At 46.7% G+C, this 21305-nt stretch carries 21 protein-coding genes; 13 read left to right on the forward strand and 8 right to left on the reverse strand.

Annotation, left to right across the window (positions count from 1 at the left end):
* Nucleotides 1-6: 6 nt before the first annotated feature.
* On the reverse strand, nt 7-429 hold the full coding sequence (locus ACN0TF_RS02250) for an MAPEG family protein (protein ID WP_417440592.1): 423 nt from the start codon (nt 427-429) through the stop codon (nt 7-9).
* 33 nt (nt 430-462) lie between these two features.
* Nucleotides 463-765 (reverse strand): DUF2007 domain-containing protein, encoded by a 303-nt coding sequence (locus ACN0TF_RS02255; protein WP_417440593.1) that lies wholly within the window; start codon nt 763-765, stop codon nt 463-465.
* 107 nt (nt 766-872) lie between these two features.
* Here ACN0TF_RS02255 and ACN0TF_RS02260 point away from each other — a divergent pair, with 107 nt between their 5' ends.
* Entirely contained in the window at nt 873-1139 is a 267-nt protein-coding gene (locus ACN0TF_RS02260) for a DksA/TraR family C4-type zinc finger protein (RefSeq protein WP_317496746.1), read from the forward strand.
* 1 nt (nt 1140) lies between these two features.
* Here the strand turns inward: ACN0TF_RS02260 and ACN0TF_RS02265 are convergent, their stop codons facing one another.
* A complete protein-coding gene (locus ACN0TF_RS02265) occupies nt 1141-3546 on the reverse strand; it encodes an EAL domain-containing protein (RefSeq protein WP_417440594.1) in 2406 nt (801 codons plus the stop codon).
* Nucleotides 3547-3670: 124 nt separating this feature from the next.
* A complete protein-coding gene (locus tag ACN0TF_RS02270) occupies nt 3671-4393 on the reverse strand; it encodes a sulfite exporter TauE/SafE family protein (protein ID WP_417440595.1) in 723 nt (240 codons plus the stop codon).
* A gap of 92 nt (nt 4394-4485) precedes the next feature.
* Between ACN0TF_RS02270 and ftsB the strand changes: the two genes are divergently transcribed.
* The 9 genes from ftsB to rpoS all read left to right on the forward strand — a co-directional run bounded on the left by ftsB (nt 4486) and on the right by rpoS (nt 11030).
* Nucleotides 4486-4767 carry a cell division protein FtsB gene (gene ftsB / locus ACN0TF_RS02275; protein ID WP_011234005.1) on the forward strand — a complete coding sequence of 94 codons (282 nt, stop codon included), beginning with the start codon at nt 4486-4488 and terminating at the stop codon, nt 4765-4767.
* Nucleotides 4768-4785: 18 nt separating this feature from the next.
* Nucleotides 4786-5547, forward strand: coding sequence for a 2-C-methyl-D-erythritol 4-phosphate cytidylyltransferase (gene ispD / locus ACN0TF_RS02280; RefSeq protein ID WP_417440596.1), 762 nt, complete (start codon nt 4786-4788; stop codon nt 5545-5547).
* A 15-nt stretch (nt 5548-5562) separates the two neighbouring features.
* Nucleotides 5563-6042 (forward strand): 2-C-methyl-D-erythritol 2,4-cyclodiphosphate synthase, encoded by a 480-nt coding sequence (gene ispF / locus ACN0TF_RS02285; protein ID WP_417440597.1) that lies wholly within the window; start codon nt 5563-5565, stop codon nt 6040-6042.
* Nucleotides 6042-7094: a tRNA pseudouridine(13) synthase TruD gene (truD, locus tag ACN0TF_RS02290; RefSeq protein WP_417440598.1), complete on the forward strand. Its 1053-nt coding sequence runs from the start codon at nt 6042-6044 to the stop codon at nt 7092-7094. The genes ispF and truD overlap by 1 nt, the downstream gene beginning before the upstream one ends.
* Nucleotides 7091-7843 carry a 5'/3'-nucleotidase SurE gene (gene surE / locus ACN0TF_RS02295; RefSeq protein ID WP_417438089.1) on the forward strand — a complete coding sequence of 251 codons (753 nt, stop codon included), beginning with the start codon at nt 7091-7093 and terminating at the stop codon, nt 7841-7843. The genes truD and surE overlap by 4 nt, the downstream gene beginning before the upstream one ends.
* Nucleotides 7843-8484: a protein-L-isoaspartate(D-aspartate) O-methyltransferase gene (locus ACN0TF_RS02300; protein ID WP_417441104.1), complete on the forward strand. Its 642-nt coding sequence runs from the start codon at nt 7843-7845 to the stop codon at nt 8482-8484. The genes surE and ACN0TF_RS02300 overlap by 1 nt, the downstream gene beginning before the upstream one ends.
* Nucleotides 8481-9065 (forward strand): YqaA family protein, encoded by a 585-nt coding sequence (locus ACN0TF_RS02305; RefSeq protein ID WP_114981397.1) that lies wholly within the window; start codon nt 8481-8483, stop codon nt 9063-9065. Before ACN0TF_RS02300 ends, ACN0TF_RS02305 begins: the two co-directional genes overlap by 4 nt.
* Nucleotides 9066-9983: a peptidoglycan DD-metalloendopeptidase family protein gene (locus ACN0TF_RS02310; RefSeq protein WP_417440599.1), complete on the forward strand. Its 918-nt coding sequence runs from the start codon at nt 9066-9068 to the stop codon at nt 9981-9983.
* Nucleotides 9984-10061: 78 nt separating this feature from the next.
* The gene (gene rpoS, locus ACN0TF_RS02315; RefSeq protein ID WP_417440600.1) at nt 10062-11030 is read left to right on the forward strand and encodes an RNA polymerase sigma factor RpoS; all 969 of its coding nucleotides are present in this window, start codon (nt 10062-10064) and stop codon (nt 11028-11030) included.
* 31 nt (nt 11031-11061) lie between these two features.
* Here rpoS and mutS read toward each other — a convergent pair whose 3' ends face one another.
* Nucleotides 11062-13677, reverse strand: a complete 2616-nt coding sequence (mutS, locus tag ACN0TF_RS02320) for a DNA mismatch repair protein MutS (protein ID WP_417440601.1) — start codon at nt 13675-13677, stop codon at nt 11062-11064.
* Nucleotides 13678-13707: 30 nt separating this feature from the next.
* On the opposite strand from mutS, the gene ACN0TF_RS02325 reads away from it, so the two are divergent.
* Both ACN0TF_RS02325 and recA read left to right on the forward strand, forming a co-directional pair.
* Nucleotides 13708-14214, forward strand: a complete 507-nt coding sequence (locus ACN0TF_RS02325) for a CinA family protein (RefSeq protein ID WP_417440602.1) — start codon at nt 13708-13710, stop codon at nt 14212-14214.
* 99 nt (nt 14215-14313) lie between these two features.
* Nucleotides 14314-15432 carry a recombinase RecA gene (gene recA / locus ACN0TF_RS02330; protein ID WP_011233994.1) on the forward strand — a complete coding sequence of 373 codons (1119 nt, stop codon included), beginning with the start codon at nt 14314-14316 and terminating at the stop codon, nt 15430-15432.
* A 63-nt stretch (nt 15433-15495) separates the two neighbouring features.
* Here recA and ACN0TF_RS02335 read toward each other — a convergent pair whose 3' ends face one another.
* Nucleotides 15496-16818 (reverse strand): anti-phage deoxyguanosine triphosphatase, encoded by a 1323-nt coding sequence (locus ACN0TF_RS02335; RefSeq protein ID WP_417440603.1) that lies wholly within the window; start codon nt 16816-16818, stop codon nt 15496-15498.
* Nucleotides 16819-16898: 80 nt separating this feature from the next.
* Between ACN0TF_RS02335 and rssA the strand changes: the two genes are divergently transcribed.
* Nucleotides 16899-17873: a patatin-like phospholipase RssA gene (rssA, locus tag ACN0TF_RS02340; protein WP_417440604.1), complete on the forward strand. Its 975-nt coding sequence runs from the start codon at nt 16899-16901 to the stop codon at nt 17871-17873.
* A 70-nt stretch (nt 17874-17943) separates the two neighbouring features.
* On the opposite strand, the gene ggt is transcribed toward rssA, so the two are convergent.
* Nucleotides 17944-19653, reverse strand: a complete 1710-nt coding sequence (gene ggt, locus ACN0TF_RS02345) for a gamma-glutamyltransferase (RefSeq protein WP_417440605.1) — start codon at nt 19651-19653, stop codon at nt 17944-17946.
* A gap of 105 nt (nt 19654-19758) precedes the next feature.
* Nucleotides 19759-21288 carry a sodium/proline symporter PutP gene (putP, locus tag ACN0TF_RS02350; protein ID WP_110014034.1) on the reverse strand — a complete coding sequence of 510 codons (1530 nt, stop codon included), beginning with the start codon at nt 21286-21288 and terminating at the stop codon, nt 19759-19761.
* Nucleotides 21289-21305: the final 17 nt, after the last annotated feature.

Genomic DNA, 21305 nt, shown 5'->3' on the forward strand with positions numbered 1-21305 from the left:
TGATAATTAGATCAGAGTTATGCCGCATAAGATCAATAATGCAATGTTAGCTACCAAACCAATCATAAAGAAATAGCTGCGGGGACTGGGGTTTTTCTCTGTTGCTATGGCGTAGTAAAGAACCATATGAATTAAGCGTGCAATAGCGAAAATCCAGATAAACAGCCCCGTCCAGAAAGCGCTGGCACCTATGAAGAAGGCAAGAAATACTGTGCCCAGCATCAGAGGATAGTTTTCTAACGAATTCATTAGGGTGCGGTGAGCACGAAACACAAAAGATGAATGACTCAGTGAGTCGTCGATTTTGCCCGGAACGGCACCGGGTTGTTTCGCTTTTTGACCGCTGGCAATAACCCATTGAACCAGCAAAATGACTAGTGCAATAAGTACGCCCCAATAAGCCATTGTATAAGTTTCACTTCCGTTCATGATTTATGTCTCCTTTTGTTCTGTATGATTTGGTTAAGCTGGGTTTCCACAACTCCAGCAGACTTCAAAAGCGGCTCCGTTAATTTCCTGACAATTATTGCAACGCCAGTCCGCGCCGTTCGCCTGTTCTTCCATGTTTTCAATCAGTGTTTTTGCGACAGCGAGTTGAGTATCTTCAACAAGCCATAATTCAGGCCAGGTATCTAATGGCGCTAAATCACCAGCGGCGCCACTGGAAAATTCATTTTTCATAACCGTTTCAATGCCTTCCATTTGCAATAGGTTACGGGCGTTCTCCACTAATAGTTTGTTTTCATGGGTATAAATAAGTTTCATAGGCGTTTCTTTTAGGTAAAATCTAAATAGCAATTAACTTTTACGTTATAGTTAATGTATCAGACTCAGCGTCTGTTTGTGTTCTCCATTTTTCTAAGGAGTTGTATATGGCGGGTGGCTGGTCGCACGACGGTGCTGTACAGGAGCAAATTGATGCCAGTACCGAAGATGAAGTAAAACGCGTACGCAGCAAACTTACCGGCGGCGAAAGTCTGGAGTTTTGCGAAGAGTGTGGTGAGCCTATTCCGGAAGCCCGGCGCAAAGCTATTCCGGGTGTTCGTCTGTGTGTGGAATGCCAGGCGGAACTCGACAAGCAGGACTCAAGCAAAGCGGGCTTTAACCGGAGGGGGAGTAAAGACAGCCAGCTACGTTAAGCTATGGGGTTGTCTTATCTGCCAGAAATTCAGACTCAGGTACGGGCTTACTGAACAGGTAGCCTTGAAAGGTATCGCAATTTAGTCGCGCCAAATAATTAAATTGTTCTTCGGTTTCGACTCCCTCAGCAACAATGTTCAGTTTTAGACTTTCTCCTAGCTGAATAATGGTGTGAACAATTTGAGCTTTTTCTTTACTATCCAGCATATTGCGTACGAACGACACGTCGATTTTCAGGGTATCGAACGGAATTTGCATAAGATAAGAAAGAGACGAGTAACCAGTACCGAAATCATCCAGCGCGAATTCAATACCAAGTCGCTTCAAACGCTTTATTTTGTTGGTGACGCTGGAAATGTCATCCATCAGTAAGCTTTCTGTGAGCTCCAGCTTTAACCTACGAGGCGGTATCTCATACTTCTCTACCAGAAGTTGAACCTGCTCAACAAACTCGGGTTGCTGAAACTGTTTGGCACTGACGTTAATCGACAGCTGCATATTTGCCTTGTCCGGGCTCTGCTGCCATTGCTGGAGAATTTGGCAGGCGCGCTCAGTAATCCAGTACCCCAGAGGAACAATCAAACCGGTTTCTTCGGCTAAAGGAATGAAATCAGCAGGAGAAACAAAGCGACCATCACTTTGTTTCCAGCGGATGAGTGCCTCAGCTCCGGTGGGCTTTGACTCAATATTTACCTGAGGTTGCAGATAAAGTTCGAATTCGTTTTGCTTTATTGCATTACGCAATTGCTCTTCCAGTTTGACTCGCTTGCTGACCGCATCAGCAAACTCCTGACGAAACAGTGAGACTTCTCCCGTGCCTTTGCGTTTTGAGTGGGATAAAGCCAGGCCTGACTGGGTCATTAAGGTTTCAGCATTTGATTCGCTGTCGTCAAACAAGGAAGCGCCTGCGCTAAAAGAGCAAAGGTGTGTGTAGCTGTTGAGCTGATAGGGCTGCTGTAGTTGATCCAGTAATTGATAAATTCGGGTCAGCAATTGCTGTTTTATATTAACTGAATTACCACGCTCAAGGCCAGTTAGCACAACAGCAAATTCGTTCGCGCTCAAACGCGCCAGGAATGAGTTGGCTTTAGTTGAGCTTTTCAGTCTCTCAGCCACGCGTTTTAGCAGCAAATCACCCATGTCGGAACCCAGGGTGTTATTCAGTATTTTAAATTTATCGATATCGCACAGAATTAATGCCCCGTTTTGTCCGTCTTCTTCATAGGTTGCAAGTTGATCCTGTAAATGATCTAACAAAGAGCGACGGTTCGCTAATCCAGTTAAAGCGTCTTTATATGCCAGATAACGGATACGTTCACTGGACTCAACTTCTGCACTAATGTCTGTGACCGTTGCTACAAAATGTCGTTCTTTTTGTTGATTGTAGCGTACCTCTGAAATACTTAAGCGTACAGGGAAAGTCGTACCAGAGCGCTTTTTAACATTAACCTTACCTTGCCAGGCAATTCTGCGGGCCAGTGTGGCCTTAATATTCTCAAGTAGCTTATCGGCATGCTCAATATAGTCTTCAATATTGAGTTTACTGCCTTTTATTCGTTCCAGGTCATCTCCGGTAAGTCGCGTAAATGCCTGATTCGCTAACAAAACACGATTGTGTTCATCGAATAGCAATAAGCCATCATCTATGGCACTAATGACTTCATAAAGTTGCTCTGCCGACATTTGGGCTAATTTTTGTTGTTGCTGTAAGCGTCTGTCTATCTGAGAGGCTATAATTGCCATGAAAGCGGTTAAACAGGAACCAATTCCGACAACGTAAGCCAGCCAGTTACCATGGCCGGTGAAGACCGCATCAGGCTCCCGGGTGGGGTAAAAATTGGCTGCTATCATGGCGGTATAGTGCATACCAGAAATAGCCAGAGCAATAATGGCGGCAACAACAATCTGTGCGCTTCTGCGCCTGAACCAGCTGGTTCTTTCCGACTTTTTATAATGGCGGTATGCCAATAAAGCAATGATGCCCAGCGATACGGCAACAACTACCGAAAGTACAAACCAGAGTGGGTCATAACGAAGGTGGGCTGGCATTTCCATTGCCGCCATTCCGGTATAGTGCATCAGACCAATGCCTGCACCCAAAACGGTGCCTGCAATTAGAGTCGCGCTAACCGATGACAAGGAGACTTGAATCTTCATGGCAATAAAGCTGCCGACAATAGCCGGAATAACCGAAATAAGAGTTAATAACACGCCGTGACTCATAGGCAGGTGAAGCTCAAAAGCCAGCATGCCAATAAAATGCATACTCCAGACACCAACACCAGAGATGACCGCGCTAACAACTAGCCAACTGTAGCGAGCAACCTTAGCCTGATATATTTGTACACGTTCCAGCGTGAGTACCGCGGTATAAGAGGCAAGCAATGCCACACAATAGGAGAGCACGACTAACCCTGGATTATGGGAGCCATTTATAGGGAGCTGGGAAAATTGACCCAAATCGAAAAATGCGTACAGGGTTTCAAGCATAAATTTAATTTTACCAGAGCCGTCGGCTGGAGTACTAAAACTATTTAATACTTTGCAATACGACACTGAGTCCTGAAAGTATCATTAGCACCAGTGTAAATTGTCTAAAGCGTTGCTCTGACACATGCTGTTGAAGTCTTTGCCCGACGCTGGCGCCAATAAGCGCGCAGGGTAGTAAGGTGAGTACCAGATAAAGATGGGACTCCGCGTAAATAGACTGGCGCGAGAAATTCGCGACGTTTGCCATGGCAATGCAGCAGAAAAACAGACTGAGTGTAGCGCGAAATTGTTGTTTTGGGATACGGGCATTGGCCAGAAATAAAACAATAGGGGGGCCGCCTAATGTCATTAGCCCGTTGAGCAAGCCAGAGCCGGTACCCACCGCAATATGTCCGGGCGCATGCTCAGCCGTTGGTAGTTGTTTACCGCTGGCTAAAGCGAGTGCAACAGCCAGTATGACAAAACCAAGAACCAGTTTAATAAACTGTTCGTTTACGCTTAGCAGCAAAGAACCTGATATCAGGGAGGCAATGACGCCTGAAAAAATCAGCCACTTCCACTGAGACGGGCGAGCCGCCTCCCTGTTTTTCCAATAGATCCAGCCGCCTATCACGATATTAATGACAGACAGTGCGGGCGTAAGTACGCTAATAGGGAACCACAAAGCAAGAATTGGAACGGCTAATAAACCGGAGCCAAAACCGCTTACCCCCTGAACCAAAGCTGCAAAGAAAAATACTATTGCGGCAGCGAAATACTCCAAATGAACCTCTTTTGTCTTATAATGCTGAAAACGGCTTTTCAGTCACGCCAATAGTCTTCATAATGATAACAGGAAAAACAACGGAGCTGAGCATGCGGGTGACTCTGGTCGTGTTGTTGGCCTTGTTCCTTGCGTTACAATATCGTCTGTGGTTTGGCAAAAACAGCCTACCGGATTATTGGCGGTTGCAGCAAGAAGTCAGCAATCAGAAAAATACGAATGAAAACCTGGAAAGACGTAATCAACTCATTTACGCAGATATCGAAGATTTGCGCGAAGGGGAAGATGCGCTGGAAGAGCGTGCCCGTAACGAACTAGGGATGGTAAAAAAGGATGAAGTTTTCTTCCGTCTTGTACCTGATCGTAATCCATAGCCTGAGCGGGTGAGCGAGATGAAGAGTGAGTCAGAAAGCCGCACATACAGTCAAACTGATTCGTTAATAGCTGTAATTCCTGCGGCTGGCAACGGAAGCCGGATGCAGACAAACGTCCCCAAGCAGTTTCTCACGGTCGCTAACCGGACTTTGCTGGAGTACAGCATCGAAGCCGTATTGAACGATGCGCGGGTTGAACAGGTTGTCGTCTCGGTTTCTGACCCTAATGCTGAATACCTTATTGAGCTTAAAAAAAACCTGCCAGCAAAGGTTCATTTTGTTAAAGGCGGCAATAGCCGTGCCGAATCCGTATTAGCTGGAGTTAAAGTTGCCGTTTCTCAAGGGGCTACTCATGTGCTGGTGCATGATGCGGCACGCCCTTGCTTACCGAAAACGGCACTAACAGCGGTTATTAATACTGGATTAACGGATCCTCAAGGCGCAATTCTTGCTATCCCGGTAAGAGATTCCTTAAAACGCGCTGTTATCTCTGTCAATGATGAAGCCGGTGTTACCCATATAGAATCCAGTGTTGATCGGGAGGCGTTGTGGCAGGCTCAGACACCACAAGTTTTTAATGCAGAACGTTTACAACAAGCTATTGAGCACATGGGGGCATTAAACCCTCAGTTAACTGATGAAGCTTCGGCTATGCAGTGGTGTGGTTTTCAACCGGCGCTTATTCCCGGGTCTATTCGCAATGTAAAAGTGACTCACCCGGAAGATTTTGAATGTGTTCGCGACTGGTTATTAGCGAACAATAATGATCATAAAAATTAAAGAGGGCAGTCGTTCATGAAAATCCGTGTTGGTCATGGTTATGACGTTCATCGTTGGGGTTCTGATAAACCTTTGGTTTTAGGGGGCGTTGAAATAGAACATCACGAGGGACTTATCGCTCATTCTGACGGAGATGTTGTTCTGCATGCTGTCACCGACGCGGTATTAGGCGCTTTAGCGTTAGGTGATATTGGCCAGCACTTTCCGGATACCGATGAACGCTATGCCGGGGCGGATAGTGCCGAATTGCTGAATCATGCAGTAAGCCTATGTCAGGAGAAAGAGTTCAAGACTGGTAACATTGATGTAACCGTTGTAGCTCAGGCTCCGAAAATGGCACCTCATATTGACGATATGCGGGCCAGTATTGCTCAGTGTTTAAAAACCTGCATTGATAATGTGAATGTCAAAGCGACAACGACAGAAAAATTAGGCTTTGTGGGACGTGGAGAAGGTATTGCCTGTCATGCCGTGGTTCTTATGGAGTCATTTTAATGTTGGCACCCTCGCAAGTGTCTTTGACTGATTTACCGCGTTTACATAAAGGCGACAGACCGCAGGCCGAATTTAAACAGACGCCGGAAGATTTTCAGGTTATTGAGCAGTTGGATGTTATTGATGACGGTGAAGGTGAGCACCAGTGGCTTTGGGCTAGAAAAACCGGAGCTAATACAAATTTTTGTGCAGAAAAAATAGCCCGGTTTGCCGGAGTATCAGAAAGAAATGTCAGTTATTCCGGATTAAAAGATCGCCAGGCAGTGACCTGGCAATGGTTTTCCATTCAACTACCCGGCAAAGAAACGCTTAACTGGAATGAGTTAAACGATGAAGAAATGTCGGTTGAGCGAGTGATACGCAGAACTAAAAAGTTAAAGACGGGGTTTCACCGTGCGAACCGCTTCGTTATTCGGTTAGCTAATGTCAGTTCCCGGGAGGGGCTGGAAAAGCTTTGGCAAGGAGTGAGTGAGCAGGGCGTAATAAATTACTTTGGCGAACAGCGCTTTGGCCGCAGCGGAGATAACGTTGCACAAGCTGAGCGCTGGCTTATGGCGAGCCGCCCCCCACGTATCAGCCGCAGCAAGAGAAGCCTTTATTTGTCCGCACTGCGCAGCTATTTATTTAACGAGATAGTGGCTGAGCGAATACGTCAGTTTGGTATAGAAGGAACTTTGACTGGTGATTGTGTCATGCTGGAAGGCTCGCAGTCGGTTTTTACCGTAGAGCAGTGGGACGACGAACTTAGACAACGGCTGGCAAATAACAATATTTACTTAACGGCACCTTTAGCAGGAAGCACAAATAAACCCTTAGTGAAGGGGGAAGCCGACGCCTTTGAACAAAGTTTATTACAACCGTTCGATAGTTGGTTACAGGCGCTTAAAAAGTTGCGCGTAGAAGCGGCTCGCCGGGCTATTCTGTTGCGCGTAGAAAACCCAGAAATTAGTTGGCAGGGCAAGGACGCAGAGCTTCGCTTTACGCTTCCGTCTGGTGCTTATGCAACAACCGTATTAAATGAAATTGTGGACTTAAGTGGTGAATCCAGATGATGAAAATTCTATTAAGTAATGATGACGGCGTACACGCTCCGGGAATTCTCGCGTTGTACCAGGCTTTAAAAGAAGTGGCGGACGTAAGGGTGATAGCTCCGGACCGTAACTGCAGTGGTGCCAGTAATTCGTTAACCTTACATAACCCTTTGCGGGTGCGTCGGCTGGATAATGGTTTCTATTCTGTTAATGGTACGCCCACAGACTGTGTTCATTTAGGCACTAACTCGCCGATGGCTGAAGACGTGGATTTGGTCGTGTCCGGTATTAATGACAGCCCTAATATGGGTGACGATGTATTGTATTCGGGCACGGTCGCAGCCGCGATGGAAGGGCGCTTTATGGGACTGCCTGCCATTGCGGTGTCAATGGGGGGGCGTGGACACGACTACTATGATACCGCCGGACGGGTTGTGGCAGAAATTATCGCTAACATGGAAAACGATCCGTTGCGACTTGATACGGTACTGAATATCAATGTGCCTTACACGACCTACGATAAGTTAAAAGGTACCCGGGTGACTAAACTGGGACGTCGGCATCGCGCTGAGACCATGGTTCATGACCGAGACCCTTTTGGCAGCGAAATCTTTTGGTATGGACCCATTGGGCATCATGCTAGTGATGAGCCTAATACCGATTTTACCGCGATTCATGAAGGTTATGTCTCTATTACACCGTTAAGCCTGGATATGACGGCGCAACGCCACACCGATACACTGACAGACTGGTTAGAACAACAAAAATGATGATTAGCAATGGACAGTCGCGGGTTAAGCGGCTGATTCAACAATTAGAGGATCTCGGCATTACCAACAAAGAGGTTTTGCGGGTGATATCTGAAACCCCAAGACATCTGTTTATGCCCGAGTCATTAGCTCACAAAGCCTATGAAAATACGGCGCTACCCATTGGTAATGGGCAGACCATTTCGCAGCCATTAATGGTGGCAACAATGACGCAGTTATTAATGCAGCATCATTGTAAAAATGTGCTGGAGATAGGCACTGGGTCGGGTTATCAGACAGCGGTTCTGGCTCAGCTAGTTGATAAGGTTTTCAGTGTTGAGCGTATTGCTACGTTGCAGTATCAGGCCAAGCGACGTATGCGGCAGTTGGATTTACATAATGTTGCCATGCGTCATGGTGATGGCTGGAAGGGCTGGCGCAGCAAAGGTCCGTTTGACGGAATTATTGTTACCGCAGCCGCCAGCGACATACCTCAGGATCTAGTCGATCAGCTTGCAGACGGCGGCGTGATGATTATTCCTGTCGGCGAGCAGAACGAGTTGCAGAGTCTCGTAGTAATGCGTCGCTTTGGTGATTCTCTGGAGCAACAGCGTATTGGTGATGTGCGCTTTGTGCCTTTAGTTAAGGGAGATGTCGTTTGAAGCTGTTCTCCGCACTGTACGATAAAGTTTTATCCTGGACTCAGCATCCCAGAGCAGACATTATTCTTGGCCTTTTGAGTTTTGCAGAGTCGGTGATATTTCCTATTCCACCCGATGTCATGCTGGCGCCAATGGCAATGACTCAACCTAAAAGAGCGTGGCGATTAGCGTTTCTAACGACAGTTACCTCAGTAGCAGGCGGAATTTTAGGGTACTTTCTGGGCTACTGGGCCTATGAATCATTAGTTCTGCCAGCGGTTGAGGCACTTGGCTACGAGTCGAAGCTGCTTACTGTTCAGGGCTGGTTTTCGGACTGGGGCGTTTGGATAGTGTTTATTGCAGGCTTTTCTCCCATTCCTTATAAACTATTTACGGTAACTGCCGGCGTTATGCAGATAGCGTTTTTCCCTTTTGTTATTGCATCGGCTATCAGTCGGGGTATGCGCTTCTACTTGGTGGCCTGGTTGTTGCGCACTGGAGGTCCGGAAATGGGCGTAAAACTTCGTGAATATGTTGACCGCATTGGCTGGACACTGGTAATACTGGTTATTATTGGGTACGTAATAGCGCAGTTGGTATAAATGATGTTGGTATCGTCCGGGGCAATTAAGCAATCTGTATTATTGGTTTTTGCCATTATTCTGCTGCAGGCTTGCAGTGGCCGGTCGACACCTGCACCCGTTGAAGAACTCTATACCGGAAAAACTTACCGCGATTTTGAAGCCAACTCGATAAATGACAAAGAGTATGAAGTTCAGCCCGGAGAAACTCTCTATTCAATTGCCTTTCGGGCTAACCTGGATGTCCAGGATATTGCCCAAATCAATAATTTACAAAAACCTTACACTATTTATCCGGGGCAAAAGTTAAGTCTGGCGAATGCGCCACAAGGGAGCGCCACCACAGCCAGAAAGGCACAGCGAACAACTAGTGCTAAACAGAATAAAAAAGCCTCTGATAACGCACAAAATAATATAAAAACGCCCGTTGCTAATAAGAAACAGAAAGAGTATGGTCAAAAAACAAGCACAAGAAAAACGGTTGCAAAACAAACCGATAAGGTTAGCAAGAGCCAACCGAGACAGCGAATTGAACGGCCTGAAGTGGCGCAACCCAGTAATGACAATATTGTTTGGCGCTGGCCGTCATCGGGCAAAATAATAGCTGACTTCTCGTTGCGTGAACAAGGCAATAAAGGGATAGATTTTGCCGGTAGGCGGGGTAATTCAGTTAACGCCGCTGCGGCTGGAAAAGTGGTTTATGTTGGAAGCGCATTACGCGGGTTTGGTAATTTAATCATTTTGAAACATAACGATGATTTTATTACTGCTTACGCTCACAATGAAGACATTCTGGTGAAGGAAAAAGAATGGGTGGACGTAGGTGAGACTATCGGACGTATGGGAGATTCCGGTAGTTCTCGTGTGAAATTGCATTTTGAAGTTCGTTTCCGTGGTAAGTCGGTCAATCCGAGGCATTACTTACCCAAATCTCGCTAGTCATGTGGGAATAATAATAACAAGATAAGGAAGTCGACGTGTGTTGTAACACGGTGTTCAGTATAACAGGAGCTTGTTATGAGCCGCATAAAGGAAGAAGCAGTTGAAAACGTCGAAGCTAATGAAGAAGAATCTATTGTAGATAGCACTGACAGTGCAGCAGAAGAGTTGGAAGAGGCGCTATCCTCGTCTTCAACTCAATATCAAAAGAAGATGGACGCGACGCAGTTATACCTGGGAGAAATAGGTTTCTCTCCGTTACTGACTGCTGAAGAGGAAGTCTTTTATTCCCGCCGTGCATTGAAAGGCGACAAAGCAGCCCGCCGTCGTATGATTGAAAGTAATCTGAGGTTGGTTGTTAAAATTGCCCGTCGTTATTCTAATCGGGGACTGCCTTTATTAGATTTAGTTGAAGAAGGTAACCTCGGCCTTATCAGAGCGGTTGAAAAATTCGACCCTGAACGCGGGTTCCGTTTCTCAACTTATGCTACCTGGTGGATACGACAAACTATTGAGCGCGCTATTATGAATCAGACGCGCACCATTAGATTGCCGATTCACGTTGTTAAAGAGCTTAACGTATACCTTCGTGCTGCCCGTGAACTTGCGCATAAACTGGATCACGAGCCAACCGCCGAAGACATTGCGAAAAGCCTCGATAAACCAGTGGGCGATATCACCAAAATGTTACGTCTGAATGAACGCATTGGTTCGGTAGATACGCCTATAGGCGGTGATAACGACAAAGCCTTGTTGGATATTCTCACCGATGATACTGATACTGGACCGGAAGGTGTCTTGCAGGATGAAAACCTGAAAGGGAATATCACTGAATGGTTGCAGTCGTTAAATCAGAAACAACGTGAAGTACTGGCACGACGCTTTGGACTGATGGGCTATGAGCCTTCGACCCTGGAGGATGTTGGTCGTGAAATAGGCCTTACGCGTGAGCGAGTTCGACAGATACAAGTGGAAGCCCTGCGTAAATTACGCGATTCTTTAAAACAGCAAGGCTTAACATTAGATTCTCTATTTACTGCTCAGTAAAAGTAGCAGTTACTAAACGTACTAAAAAGGCTCAACTTTTTGTTGAGCCTTTTTGTTTCTGCTGCCATTGGTAAAGAATATCCAGCGCCTGCTTCGGAGTCAGATCATTAATGTCCAGTTGTTCCAGTTCATCAAGCAGTGGGTCGCGTTTTTCTGCATGAGAGGGAAAGGTTTCAGGCGAAGGAGTGAGTTCCATAGTGGTTTGTTTTGGTTCGTTTAAAACTCCGTGGTGAGTATGCTCCAGCTCTGACAACTTTTGTTTTGCTTTATGAATGACATGATCGGGCACTCCGGCCAACTTAGCCACTTGCAAGCCAAAGCTCTGGCTAGCAGCGCCTGGACTGACTTTATGCAAAAAGGCGATGGTATCGCCATGCTCTTTCGCATCGACGTGAACGTTTACCGTGGCTGGTAACTCTTCCGCCAACTCGGTTAACTCAAAGTAATGAGTGGCGAATAAGGTCAGACACTGGAGTTGTCGGGACAGATAATCGGCACAAGACCACGCCAGTGACAAGCCGTCATAGGTTGAAGTACCACGACCAATTTCATCCATAAGCACCAAACTTTTTGCTGTGGCGTTATGCAGAATGTTTGCGGTTTCTGTCATTTCTACCATAAAAGTCGAACGGCCTGAGGCTAAATCGTCAGAGGCACCAATACGGGTAAAGATACGGTCAATGTCGCCAATAATTGCCTTATCAGCCGGCACATAGCAGCCCATGTGCGCGAGAATAACGATTAACGCGGCTTGTCGCATGTAAGTTGATTTACCACCCATGTTAGGGCCGGTTATCATCAGCATACGTTGCTGAGGTGTCAGCGACATGGGGTTCGCAATAAAAGGCTCATCGCTCAGTTGTTCAATAACCGGGTGACGGGCAGCTTCCAATTCAATTAAGCTGGTTTTCTTTTTCAGTTGCGGGCGGCAATAACGATAATTGTCAGCCAGCCGTGCAAAACAGCACAACGTATCGAGTTGAGCCAGACCCGAAGCGCTTTTTTGCAGCGCATTCACCTGCGGCAGTAAGTGCTCAAAGAGTTGGTCGTAAAGCCATTTTTCTCTGGCCAGAGAACGCGCCTGAGCATTCAGAACCTTGTCTTCGTGCTCCTTTAACTCTGGAATAATATAGCGCTCTGTATTTTTTAGTGTCTGGCGACGCTGATAGTCATCGGGTACAGCTTCTGATGACTGCCGGCTGACCTCAATGAAGTAGCCGTGAACTCTGTTATAGCCAACTTTTAATGTGGCGATACCACTTCTCTCACGTTCACGCTGCTCCAGTTGTTTCAGGTAGTCGGTAGCACCCGTTGCAAGATCGCGCAATTCATCAAGCTCTCTATCATATCCTTCGGCAATAACACCGCCGTCGCGAATCAATAAAGGTGGCTGCTCAATAACGGCTTTAGTCAGCAAGTCGACCACTTCTGGAAAGGGTTCAATAATGTCGTGCAGATAATTCAACGAACGGTGAGATAAAGACGCTCTGACTTCCGGTATTCTAGCCAGGCTGTCGCGCAAACGAGCAAAGTCTTTCGGACGCGCGCTTCGTAAGCCTACACGGGCAACAATGCGTTCAATATCGGCTAACTGTTTTAATGTTAGCTGTATATTTTCAAAATTCAGATTTTCTTTTAATGCGTCGACAGCATCATAACGCTGGTTAAGTTCCTGATGGTTACGAATAGGGCGCTGCAGCCAACGTTGGAATTGGCGGCTTCCCATAGCTGAAACGGTTTTGTCGAGTACCGCCGAAAGGTGCGTATCACCTTCGCCCATGCTTTGTTGCAGCTCAAGGTTTCTGCGTGTTGCGGCGTCCAGAATAATAGCATCTTGCGGATGCTCAGTAACCAGCGCCTGAATGTGAGGCAGGGCGGCGCGTTGAGTTTCTTTTACATAATGCAGAATAGCACCGGCGGCTGCCAGGGTAGGCTCATTATTTTTGATACCGAAGCCTTCTAAATGCTGAGTGCCAAACTGGCGAGTAAGCAGCATAAAAGCGGTTTGTTGTTCAAACTCCCAAGCCGGTCGGCGTTTGCATTTCGATTTTGCTAAAGGTAGTCCGGCCAAGGAAATAGACTCAGGATAGAGCAGCTCGGCCGGCTCTAGACGCTGCATTTCTGCAGCCAGTTGTTCACTGGAATGAGCTTTGGTTAGCCAGAAACGGCCGCTACTTAGCTCCAGACTGGATATCGCGTATTCAGCTTCCGGCTGTTTTGGGTTCAGCGGACAAATCGCAACTAGCAGGTTTTGTCTTTTTTCCGCTAACAGCGACTCGTCAGTGACGGTTCCCGGTGTGACAATACGCACGACTTTTCTTTCAACCGGACCTTTGCTGGTTGCCGGATCGCCAATTTGTTCGCAGATGGCAACGGATTCGCCCATATTGACCAGGCGCGCCAGATAGTTTTCTACTGCGTGATAGGGAACACCTGCCATTGGAATAGGTTCACCATTACTCTGGCCCCGCGCTGTGAGGGAGATATCTAACAGTTGGGCTGAGCGTTTGGCGTCTTCAAAAAACAGTTCGTAAAAGTCCCCCATGCGATAGAATAAAAGCATGTCAGCATGCTCCGCTTTTATACGTAGGTATTGCTGCATCATTGGGGTATGTGATTGGATCTGTTTATCAGAGAATTCAGGCATAATTGATTATTCTTATCTGGAGCCAGTGTTATGTTAGCAACCACGGCAATCGCGCCGCAAACCTTTAAACTCGCGGAACAAGTGGGTTCGAGTCTACAGCAGAAGCAGCAGACATTATGTACCGCAGAATCTTGTACCGGAGGAGGGATAGGATACGCTATTACCGAAGTTGCGGGAAGTTCTGCTTGGTTTAATGGTGGATTAATCACCTATACTAATGCCCTTAAGCAAAAGCTGTTGTTGGTTGAGCTCAGCGTGCTGGAAAAGCATGGGGCAGTCTCCGAGGCTTGTGTTCAGCAAATGGCCACTGGTGCCATAGCGGCATGTGATGCCGACTGGAGTATTGCAGTGAGTGGTGTTGCAGGGCCTGCAGGTGGCACAGCCGATAAACCAGTGGGCTTGGTGTGGATGGCGATAGCAAATGGTGAAAGCTGTTGGTGTTGGTCTGAACAATTTGCAGGTGACCGCACTCAGGTGCGTTTACAAACCTTAGATGCAGTTCTGGACAAACTTATAAATCTAATTGAATTACAATAACTTACTTTTGTTTTAATGAAAAAATAAGAACAACGCTTGATACTGTAAATGTGTACAGTATACTGTTTATAAAACCAGTGATTAATAACGGAGCTTATAATGAGCAATGATCGTCAAAAGGCGTTAGATGCAGCGCTCGGACAAATCGAACGTCAATTTGGTAAAGGTTCTATCATGCGTCTGGGCGATAACCAGACTCTCGATATCGACTCTGTTTCAACCGGTTCGTTAGGGCTGGATATTGCTCTTGGTATTGGTGGCTTACCTTTTGGCCGGGTTGTAGAAATTTACGGTCCTGAGTCCAGTGGTAAAACGACCATGACTCTGGAAGTGATTGCCGAAGCGCAAAAAATGGGTAAGACCTGTGCCTTCGTTGATGCTGAGCACGCGTTAGACCCGATTTACGCGGAAGCTTTAGGTGTTAACGTTGATGACTTATTAATATCGCAACCAGATACCGGTGAGCAGGCTTTAGAAATTTGCGACATGCTGGTTCGTTCCGGTGCAGTCGATATTGTTATTGTTGACTCAGTAGCAGCGCTAACACCCAAAGCAGAAATTGAAGGTGAAATGGGCGATAGCCATGTTGGCTTGCAGGCTCGTTTAATGTCTCAAGCCCTTCGTAAGCTAACTTCGAACATTAAGAAATCCAACACCATGTGTATTTTTATCAACCAAATTCGGATGAAAATTGGTGTGATGTTTGGTAACCCTGAAACTACCACGGGTGGTAATGCACTGAAGTTTTATTCTTCTGTTCGTCTGGATATTCGCCGTACCGGTGCATTGAAAGAAGGTGATGAAGTTGTGGGTAACGAAACCCGCGTGAAAGTGGTTAAAAACAAGGTTGCTCCACCGTTTAAAGAAGCGCACTTCCAAATTTTATACGGCAAAGGTATTTCTAAAGAAGGTGAGCTTATTGACCTGGGTGTTAAACACAAAATGGTTGATAAAGCCGGAGCTTGGTACAGCTATAACGGCGATAAAATTGGTCAGGGTAAAGCTAACTCAATGAAGTTTTTACAGGACAACCCTAAAATTGCTGATGAGTTAGAAGGCCGTATTCGCGAATTGTTGTTGTCGAAACCAGAAAAGCGAACAAAAGAAATTCGTGAAGCTGAGCGCGCTGCTGCGAAAGAAGACGCGAAGAGCGAAGCTAAGGCTGACAAGAAAACAGAAAAGAAAGGTAACGAGAAAGATGATATCAGTTTGTCATAACTGATTTATTTTTTCGTAATAACAAGCCGGAGCTTATTGCTCCGGCTTTTTTATGAGTAAAAGTTACTGAAACGCACTTTTTGGTGAGCTGACTGAGAACAGTTCCTGATAGAGTTTAGCGGCATAACCGTCAGTCATTCCGGAAAGGTAATCAGAAATTACGCGTAGAGCATTCCCGCCTTTTTGTTGCTGTTGCAAGTAACGCAAGCGGGTGTTTTCAGGCAATAAACGTTCCGGCTCCACGGCTAAAACTTCAAACAGCTCCATAACAATTTGCTGGCCCTTAAACTCTTGTGCCTGCATTTCGGGCTTTCGAATCACCCATTTAAAAATAAATTGCTTTAATGAGTTCAGCAGAATTTTTTCGGCCGCCCCTAACTGAACTTCATATTGCAGCAAAGGGCAGTCAAAATTGTACCCAGTAGAGGTAAGCCTTGCTGAAGTAAGCAGCCGGTTAACTAACCCTCCTATTGCCTGCTTGCGGCGGTGATGGCTGCCGGAAAAGAGATCTTCGGTTAACTTTTGGGCGCTAAAGTCGGAAAGTTCTGCTTCAAGCTGCTGTAGGTCAGAGAACATGTGTTCTTCCCAATGATGCCGCTGGATTAGGCCGACAACAATGGCGTCCTCAAGATCGTGAACGCCGTATGCGATATCGTCTGCGGCTTCCATAATGGACGCATCAACACTTTTTAAAGCGCTTTTCCCGTGGGTAGTTTGTGCCGGTTCGTGCACTAATGACTGGAAATTTTTCTTATCGTTAGTGCTTAGCGGCTGAAGTACCCAGTCTAACTGCTCTGAGTCGTCGTCATACAAGGCTTTTGGTGGCAGCCATTCGCGAGTGGGTAAATGACGAAAGTTTGTTACCTCAGGGGGAAGTTCTTGCCTTCGGATTGCACTGGCTAATACCGGGTACTTTAACAGCCCCAACAGAGTTCTTCGGGTTAAGCTCATGCCATGCTCAGGCGTGTATGCTTCAAGCTGGGTGACAATACGAAATGTCTGACCGTTACCTTCAAATCCGCCGTTGTTACGCATCATATAATTAAGAGCAATTTCGCCACCATGGCCAAATGGCGGATGTCCTATGTCGTGCGCCAGACATAAGGATTCGAGCAACGGTTCTGACAGCTCTAGTTGTTCAGCCAGTAATGGATGCTGGTTACTTAAATGAACCACCAGGCTGGCACCAATTTGACTGGCTTCCAGCGAGTGGGTCAGTCGTGTACGGGGGAAGTCGTGCATACCAACATACATAACCTGAGTTTTTGCCTGCAGCCGCCTGAATGCCGCACTGTGAAGAATTCGGGCTTTGTCCCGTTGAAAGTTTGTGCGGGTATCGTTAGGGCGCTGTTCTGATGTACCTGACTGACGTTCTGTCCAAATCATCTAACTGCTCAGTGATGTTGTTGACGAATGAGTAATCATAGTACGATAGATACATTATTAAGAAAAGTAGGAAACAGCACATGTCTGAAGTGAAAGTCGCTTTAGCTCTGGGCTCTGGAGCGGCAAGAGGATGGGCGCACATTGGTGTCATTAAGGCATTGGAAGAGATGGGCGTGCGAATAAATATAGTTGCCGGCACATCAATCGGCTCGTTAGTGGGGGCTGGTTATGCGTCCGGGCGGTTGGCCGAGGTAGAACAGTGGGTTCAGGGCATGAACCGTTGGGAAGTGTTTAATTTGCTGGATTTTGGTTTTAACCACGGCGGAATCATTGGTGGAGAAAAAGTCTTTAACCGTGCCAGAGAGGAATTCGGCCAGCGTAATATTGAAGACTTACCCGTTACTTATGGCGCGGTGGCTACCGATTTATATAGTGGTCGCGAGATTTGGTTACGCAATGGCGACCTTTACGATGCCTCCAGAGCTTCCTGTGCCATGCCCGGAATATTGTCGCCTAAGTCATTTGATGGTCGCTGGTTAATTGACGGTGGTTTGGTTAACCCGGTTCCTGTGTCTTTATGCCGCGCCTTAGGTGCCGACTTTGTTATCGCTGTGCACCTTAACTCACAGTTGAACTCCAAGATGCAACAACGAAAAGGGCGCAGTATTCCACCTCAGACAGAGGCTGAACAGATGGATAAAGAAAAAGCGGAAATGGAAGTTCAGGATAATGAAAATGGCTTTTTCGATAATATGTGGTCGGGCAGTAAAGAGTATCTGGATAGCTTTAAAGAGCGCTTTAGAAATAATGGTGAAAAAGCGCCGGGTATGTTCAGTGTTATGGCCAGCTCTATAGACATTATGCAGGAGCGTATTACTAAGGCTCGTATGGCGGGTGATCCGCCCGATATCTTAGTGCAGCCTAAGCTAGGTCACATTGGTATTATGGAGTTTTATCGTGGTCAGGAAGCCATTGATCTTGGTTACGAAACAACCACCAGAATGCGTGATTTAATCATGGAAGAAATTGAACTCTATCGTGAGCGAAGAGGCTAGTAAGAGCTTCTATGTGTACCTGAAAAGATAAAGCCGTTTCGTCTGTTCTGAGACGAAACGGCTATTGCTGTTAATAACCAGCGGCGTGCCCATCCTTACGGCTTTCAGAAGCTCCAATATAAATATCTTCTTCATGGTCTTTCCAGATAGCCTGATAGCCACCGTAGGGTCCCACGGCTTCCTGTAGTGTGTGACCCATTTTTATTAATTCACGGCGAGTGTTTTTTGAGAAGCCATTTTCCAGACTAATAACGCCACCATCTTCCATCAGCGACCCGGTTGGCTGACTCGAACCTGTATGCAGAATACGCGGCGCGTCTCCGGCTTCTTGAAGGTTCATACCAAAATCAATGAGGTTGATAAGAATTTGCGCATGCATCTGTGGTTGCGTAGCCCCTCCCATAACCCCGTAGCTCATAAGCGGCTTACCGTCTTTAGTGACGAAGGCAGGGATAATGGTGTGGAAAGGGCGTTTACCTGGTTCAAATACGTTACGGTGGTTTGGGTCTAATGCAAAGAGCTCGCCCCGGTTTTGCAGAACGAAACCTAAACCGGTTGGAGTAACGCCGGAACCCATACCGCGGTAGTTACTTTGAATCAGTGACACCATATTGCCATCTTTATCGGCAGTGGTCAGATAAATAGTGTCGCCCTCTGTTGGCGGGTTACCCGGCTCATAAGAGCGTCCGGCGCGTTCAGAATTAATCAACTGCGCACGCTTTTTACCGTACTCTTTGTCAATAAGACCTTGAACGGGAACGTCATTGAACGATGGGTCTGAATAGTATTTAGCACGGTCCTCAAACGCCAGCTTTTTGGCTTCTACAAAATGATGAATGTACTCGGGGCTATCATAACCCATAGCTTTGATATCAAATTGCTCAAGCATATTCAGAATTTGCAGCGCCGCAATACCCTGTGTATTGGGTGGCAATTCCCATAAGTCGTAGCCACGATAGTTAGTGGATACGGGATCAACCCAGGTGGAGCTGTGTTGCGCTAAATCTTCATATGAGAGAAAGCCGTCGTGCTTTTCGACAAAGTCACTGATAGTACGGGCTATCTTCCCTTTGTAAAAGCTGTCGCGGCCCTCATTTGCCAGTGTTTTGTATGTGTTGGCAAGGTCGGGGTTTTTAAAACGTTCGCCTTTCTCCGGAACACTGCCGTCACGCATAAAGACATCGGCAAAACCGGGAATATCTTTCAGCACTTCGGCGTTGCGCTTCATGTAATAAGCGATAACTTCAGTCACCGGAAAGCCAGACTCTGCATAGTTAATAGCGGGTTGCAGAATTTTCTCCATGCTCGCCTCACCAAAACGGTCGTGCAGCTCAAACCAGCCATCTACTGCTCCGGGAACGGATAAGGGAAGAACCCCGCGAGCCGGAATTGACTCGTATCCGTTTTCTTTAAAATAGTCGAGCGTTAAGCTTTGCGGAGAACGGCCAGAGGCATTGAGGCCATGAAGTTTCTTAGCCTCAGCATCCCAGACAATGGCGTAGAGGTCGCCACCAATGCCGTTTCCGGTTGGCTCGACCAGACCTAATACCGCATTAGCTGCAATAGCGGCATCTATTGCATTACCGCCTTCTTGCATAATATCTAACGCAACTTGCGTGGCTAATGGCTGGCTTGTTGCGGCCATTGCCGTAGGCGCCATAGCTTCCGAGCGGGTAGCAAAGTGATGCCCGGTAATACGGTCACCGGCATTACTGGGTAAGGTTGTTGCCGCGCAGGAAAATGCGAGCGCCGCGGATGCAATAATATTTAATTTAGCCATAGTGGTTACCTTCTTGTTTTTCTACCACTATAGGCCGGACTTCCAAAACAAAAAAGACCAGCCACGATGGGCTGGTCTTTTTATCAGTTACAAGGCGTAAATAGCTTAGCCTTTTTTGTCGCCATGGTAGTAATCATCAATGACACTTTCCATTTCATCAAATTTATCCTGAAGTTCTTGGTTTGGTTCAGCAGTAAGCTTACTGAAGATGATAACCGCGAGAGTAGACAGGATAAAGCCTGGTACTATTTCGTACACATAGGCCGAAAGCTGCTCGCCACCGAAAGTCGGTCCATAAATCCAGAACAGAACCGTGATGGCGCCAACCAACATGCCGGCTAATGCACCGTGGCGATTCATACGTTTCCAGAAAAGGCTAAGAATGACTACAGGACCGAAGGCTGCGCCGAATCCTGCCCAGGCATTGCTGACCAGATCAAGAATAGTATTTTCTGGATCCCAGGCAAGCCAGATAGCTACAAGGGAAACCGCCAGAACAGATATACGTCCGACAAGAACAAGTTCTTTTTGGCTCGCATCTTTACGTAAGAAGGCTTTGTAAAAGTCTTCGGTTAAAGAGCTTGAACTCACGAGTAATTGCGAAGAAATGGTGCTCATAATTGCGGCCAGAATTGCGGCCAGCAGGAACCCACTAATTAACGGGTGGAACAAGAACTGCGAGAAAATAATAAAAATCGTTTCGGCATCAGGAAGACTCATTTGGGTCTCTGATACGTAAGAAATACCGACAAAGCCTGTTGCCATGGCGCCAATGATAGAAACTATCATCCACGATACACCGATACGGCGAGCAGCTTTGACATCGCTAACTGAGCGGATGGCCATAAAACGCACGATAATATGTGGTTGACCAAAATAACCCAAACCCCAAGCCAGTAACGAGATAACTCCGAGAACTCCTAAAGCTGTGGATTCTTTGACGTCATAGAAAAAGTCTAAGAAGTTAGGATCAATGTCTCCAACTTGACCAACAACACTACTGTAGCCGCCGAGTTCCGCAAAGGCCACAATAGGCACTAAGACCAAAGCGACAAACATGATACAGCCTTGCACAAAGTCGGTCATACTCACCGCCAAAAAGCCCCCGAACAGGGTGTAAGCACAGACAACGCCGGCCGTTACCCAGAGCCCTGTGGTGTAGTCCATGCCGAAGGAACTGTCGAACAGCTTGCCTCCCGCAACTAAGCTGGCAGAAGTGTACAAGGTGAAAAAGATGATAATAACAACTGAAGAAAAGATACGCAGCCGACGACCTTTGTCAGTGAAACGATTGGCAAAATAGTCGGGTATCGTAATTGAGTCGTTAGCAACTTCGGTGTAGGTTCTGAGGCGGGGCGCCACAATGACATAGTTTAAGAATGCACCAATGACCAGACCCACTGCAATCCACAACTGTGACACGCCAGAGACGTAAATTGCACCGGGTAAGCCCATCAACATCCAACCACTCATATCGGATGCCCCTGCTGATAATGCCGTAACTGCAGGGCCTAAGCCTCGTCCTCCAAGCATATAGCCTGAAACTGAGTCGGTAGACTTTTTATAGGCGTAAAGCCCAATACCTAGCATGACAATAAAGTACAGCGCTAGTGATATCAGAGTACCTGTTTCCACATTAAACTCCCGTTTTT

This window comes from Idiomarina sp. (assembly GCF_048265525.1).
In the GTDB taxonomy this organism is placed as follows: Bacteria; Pseudomonadota; Gammaproteobacteria; order Enterobacterales; family Alteromonadaceae; genus Idiomarina.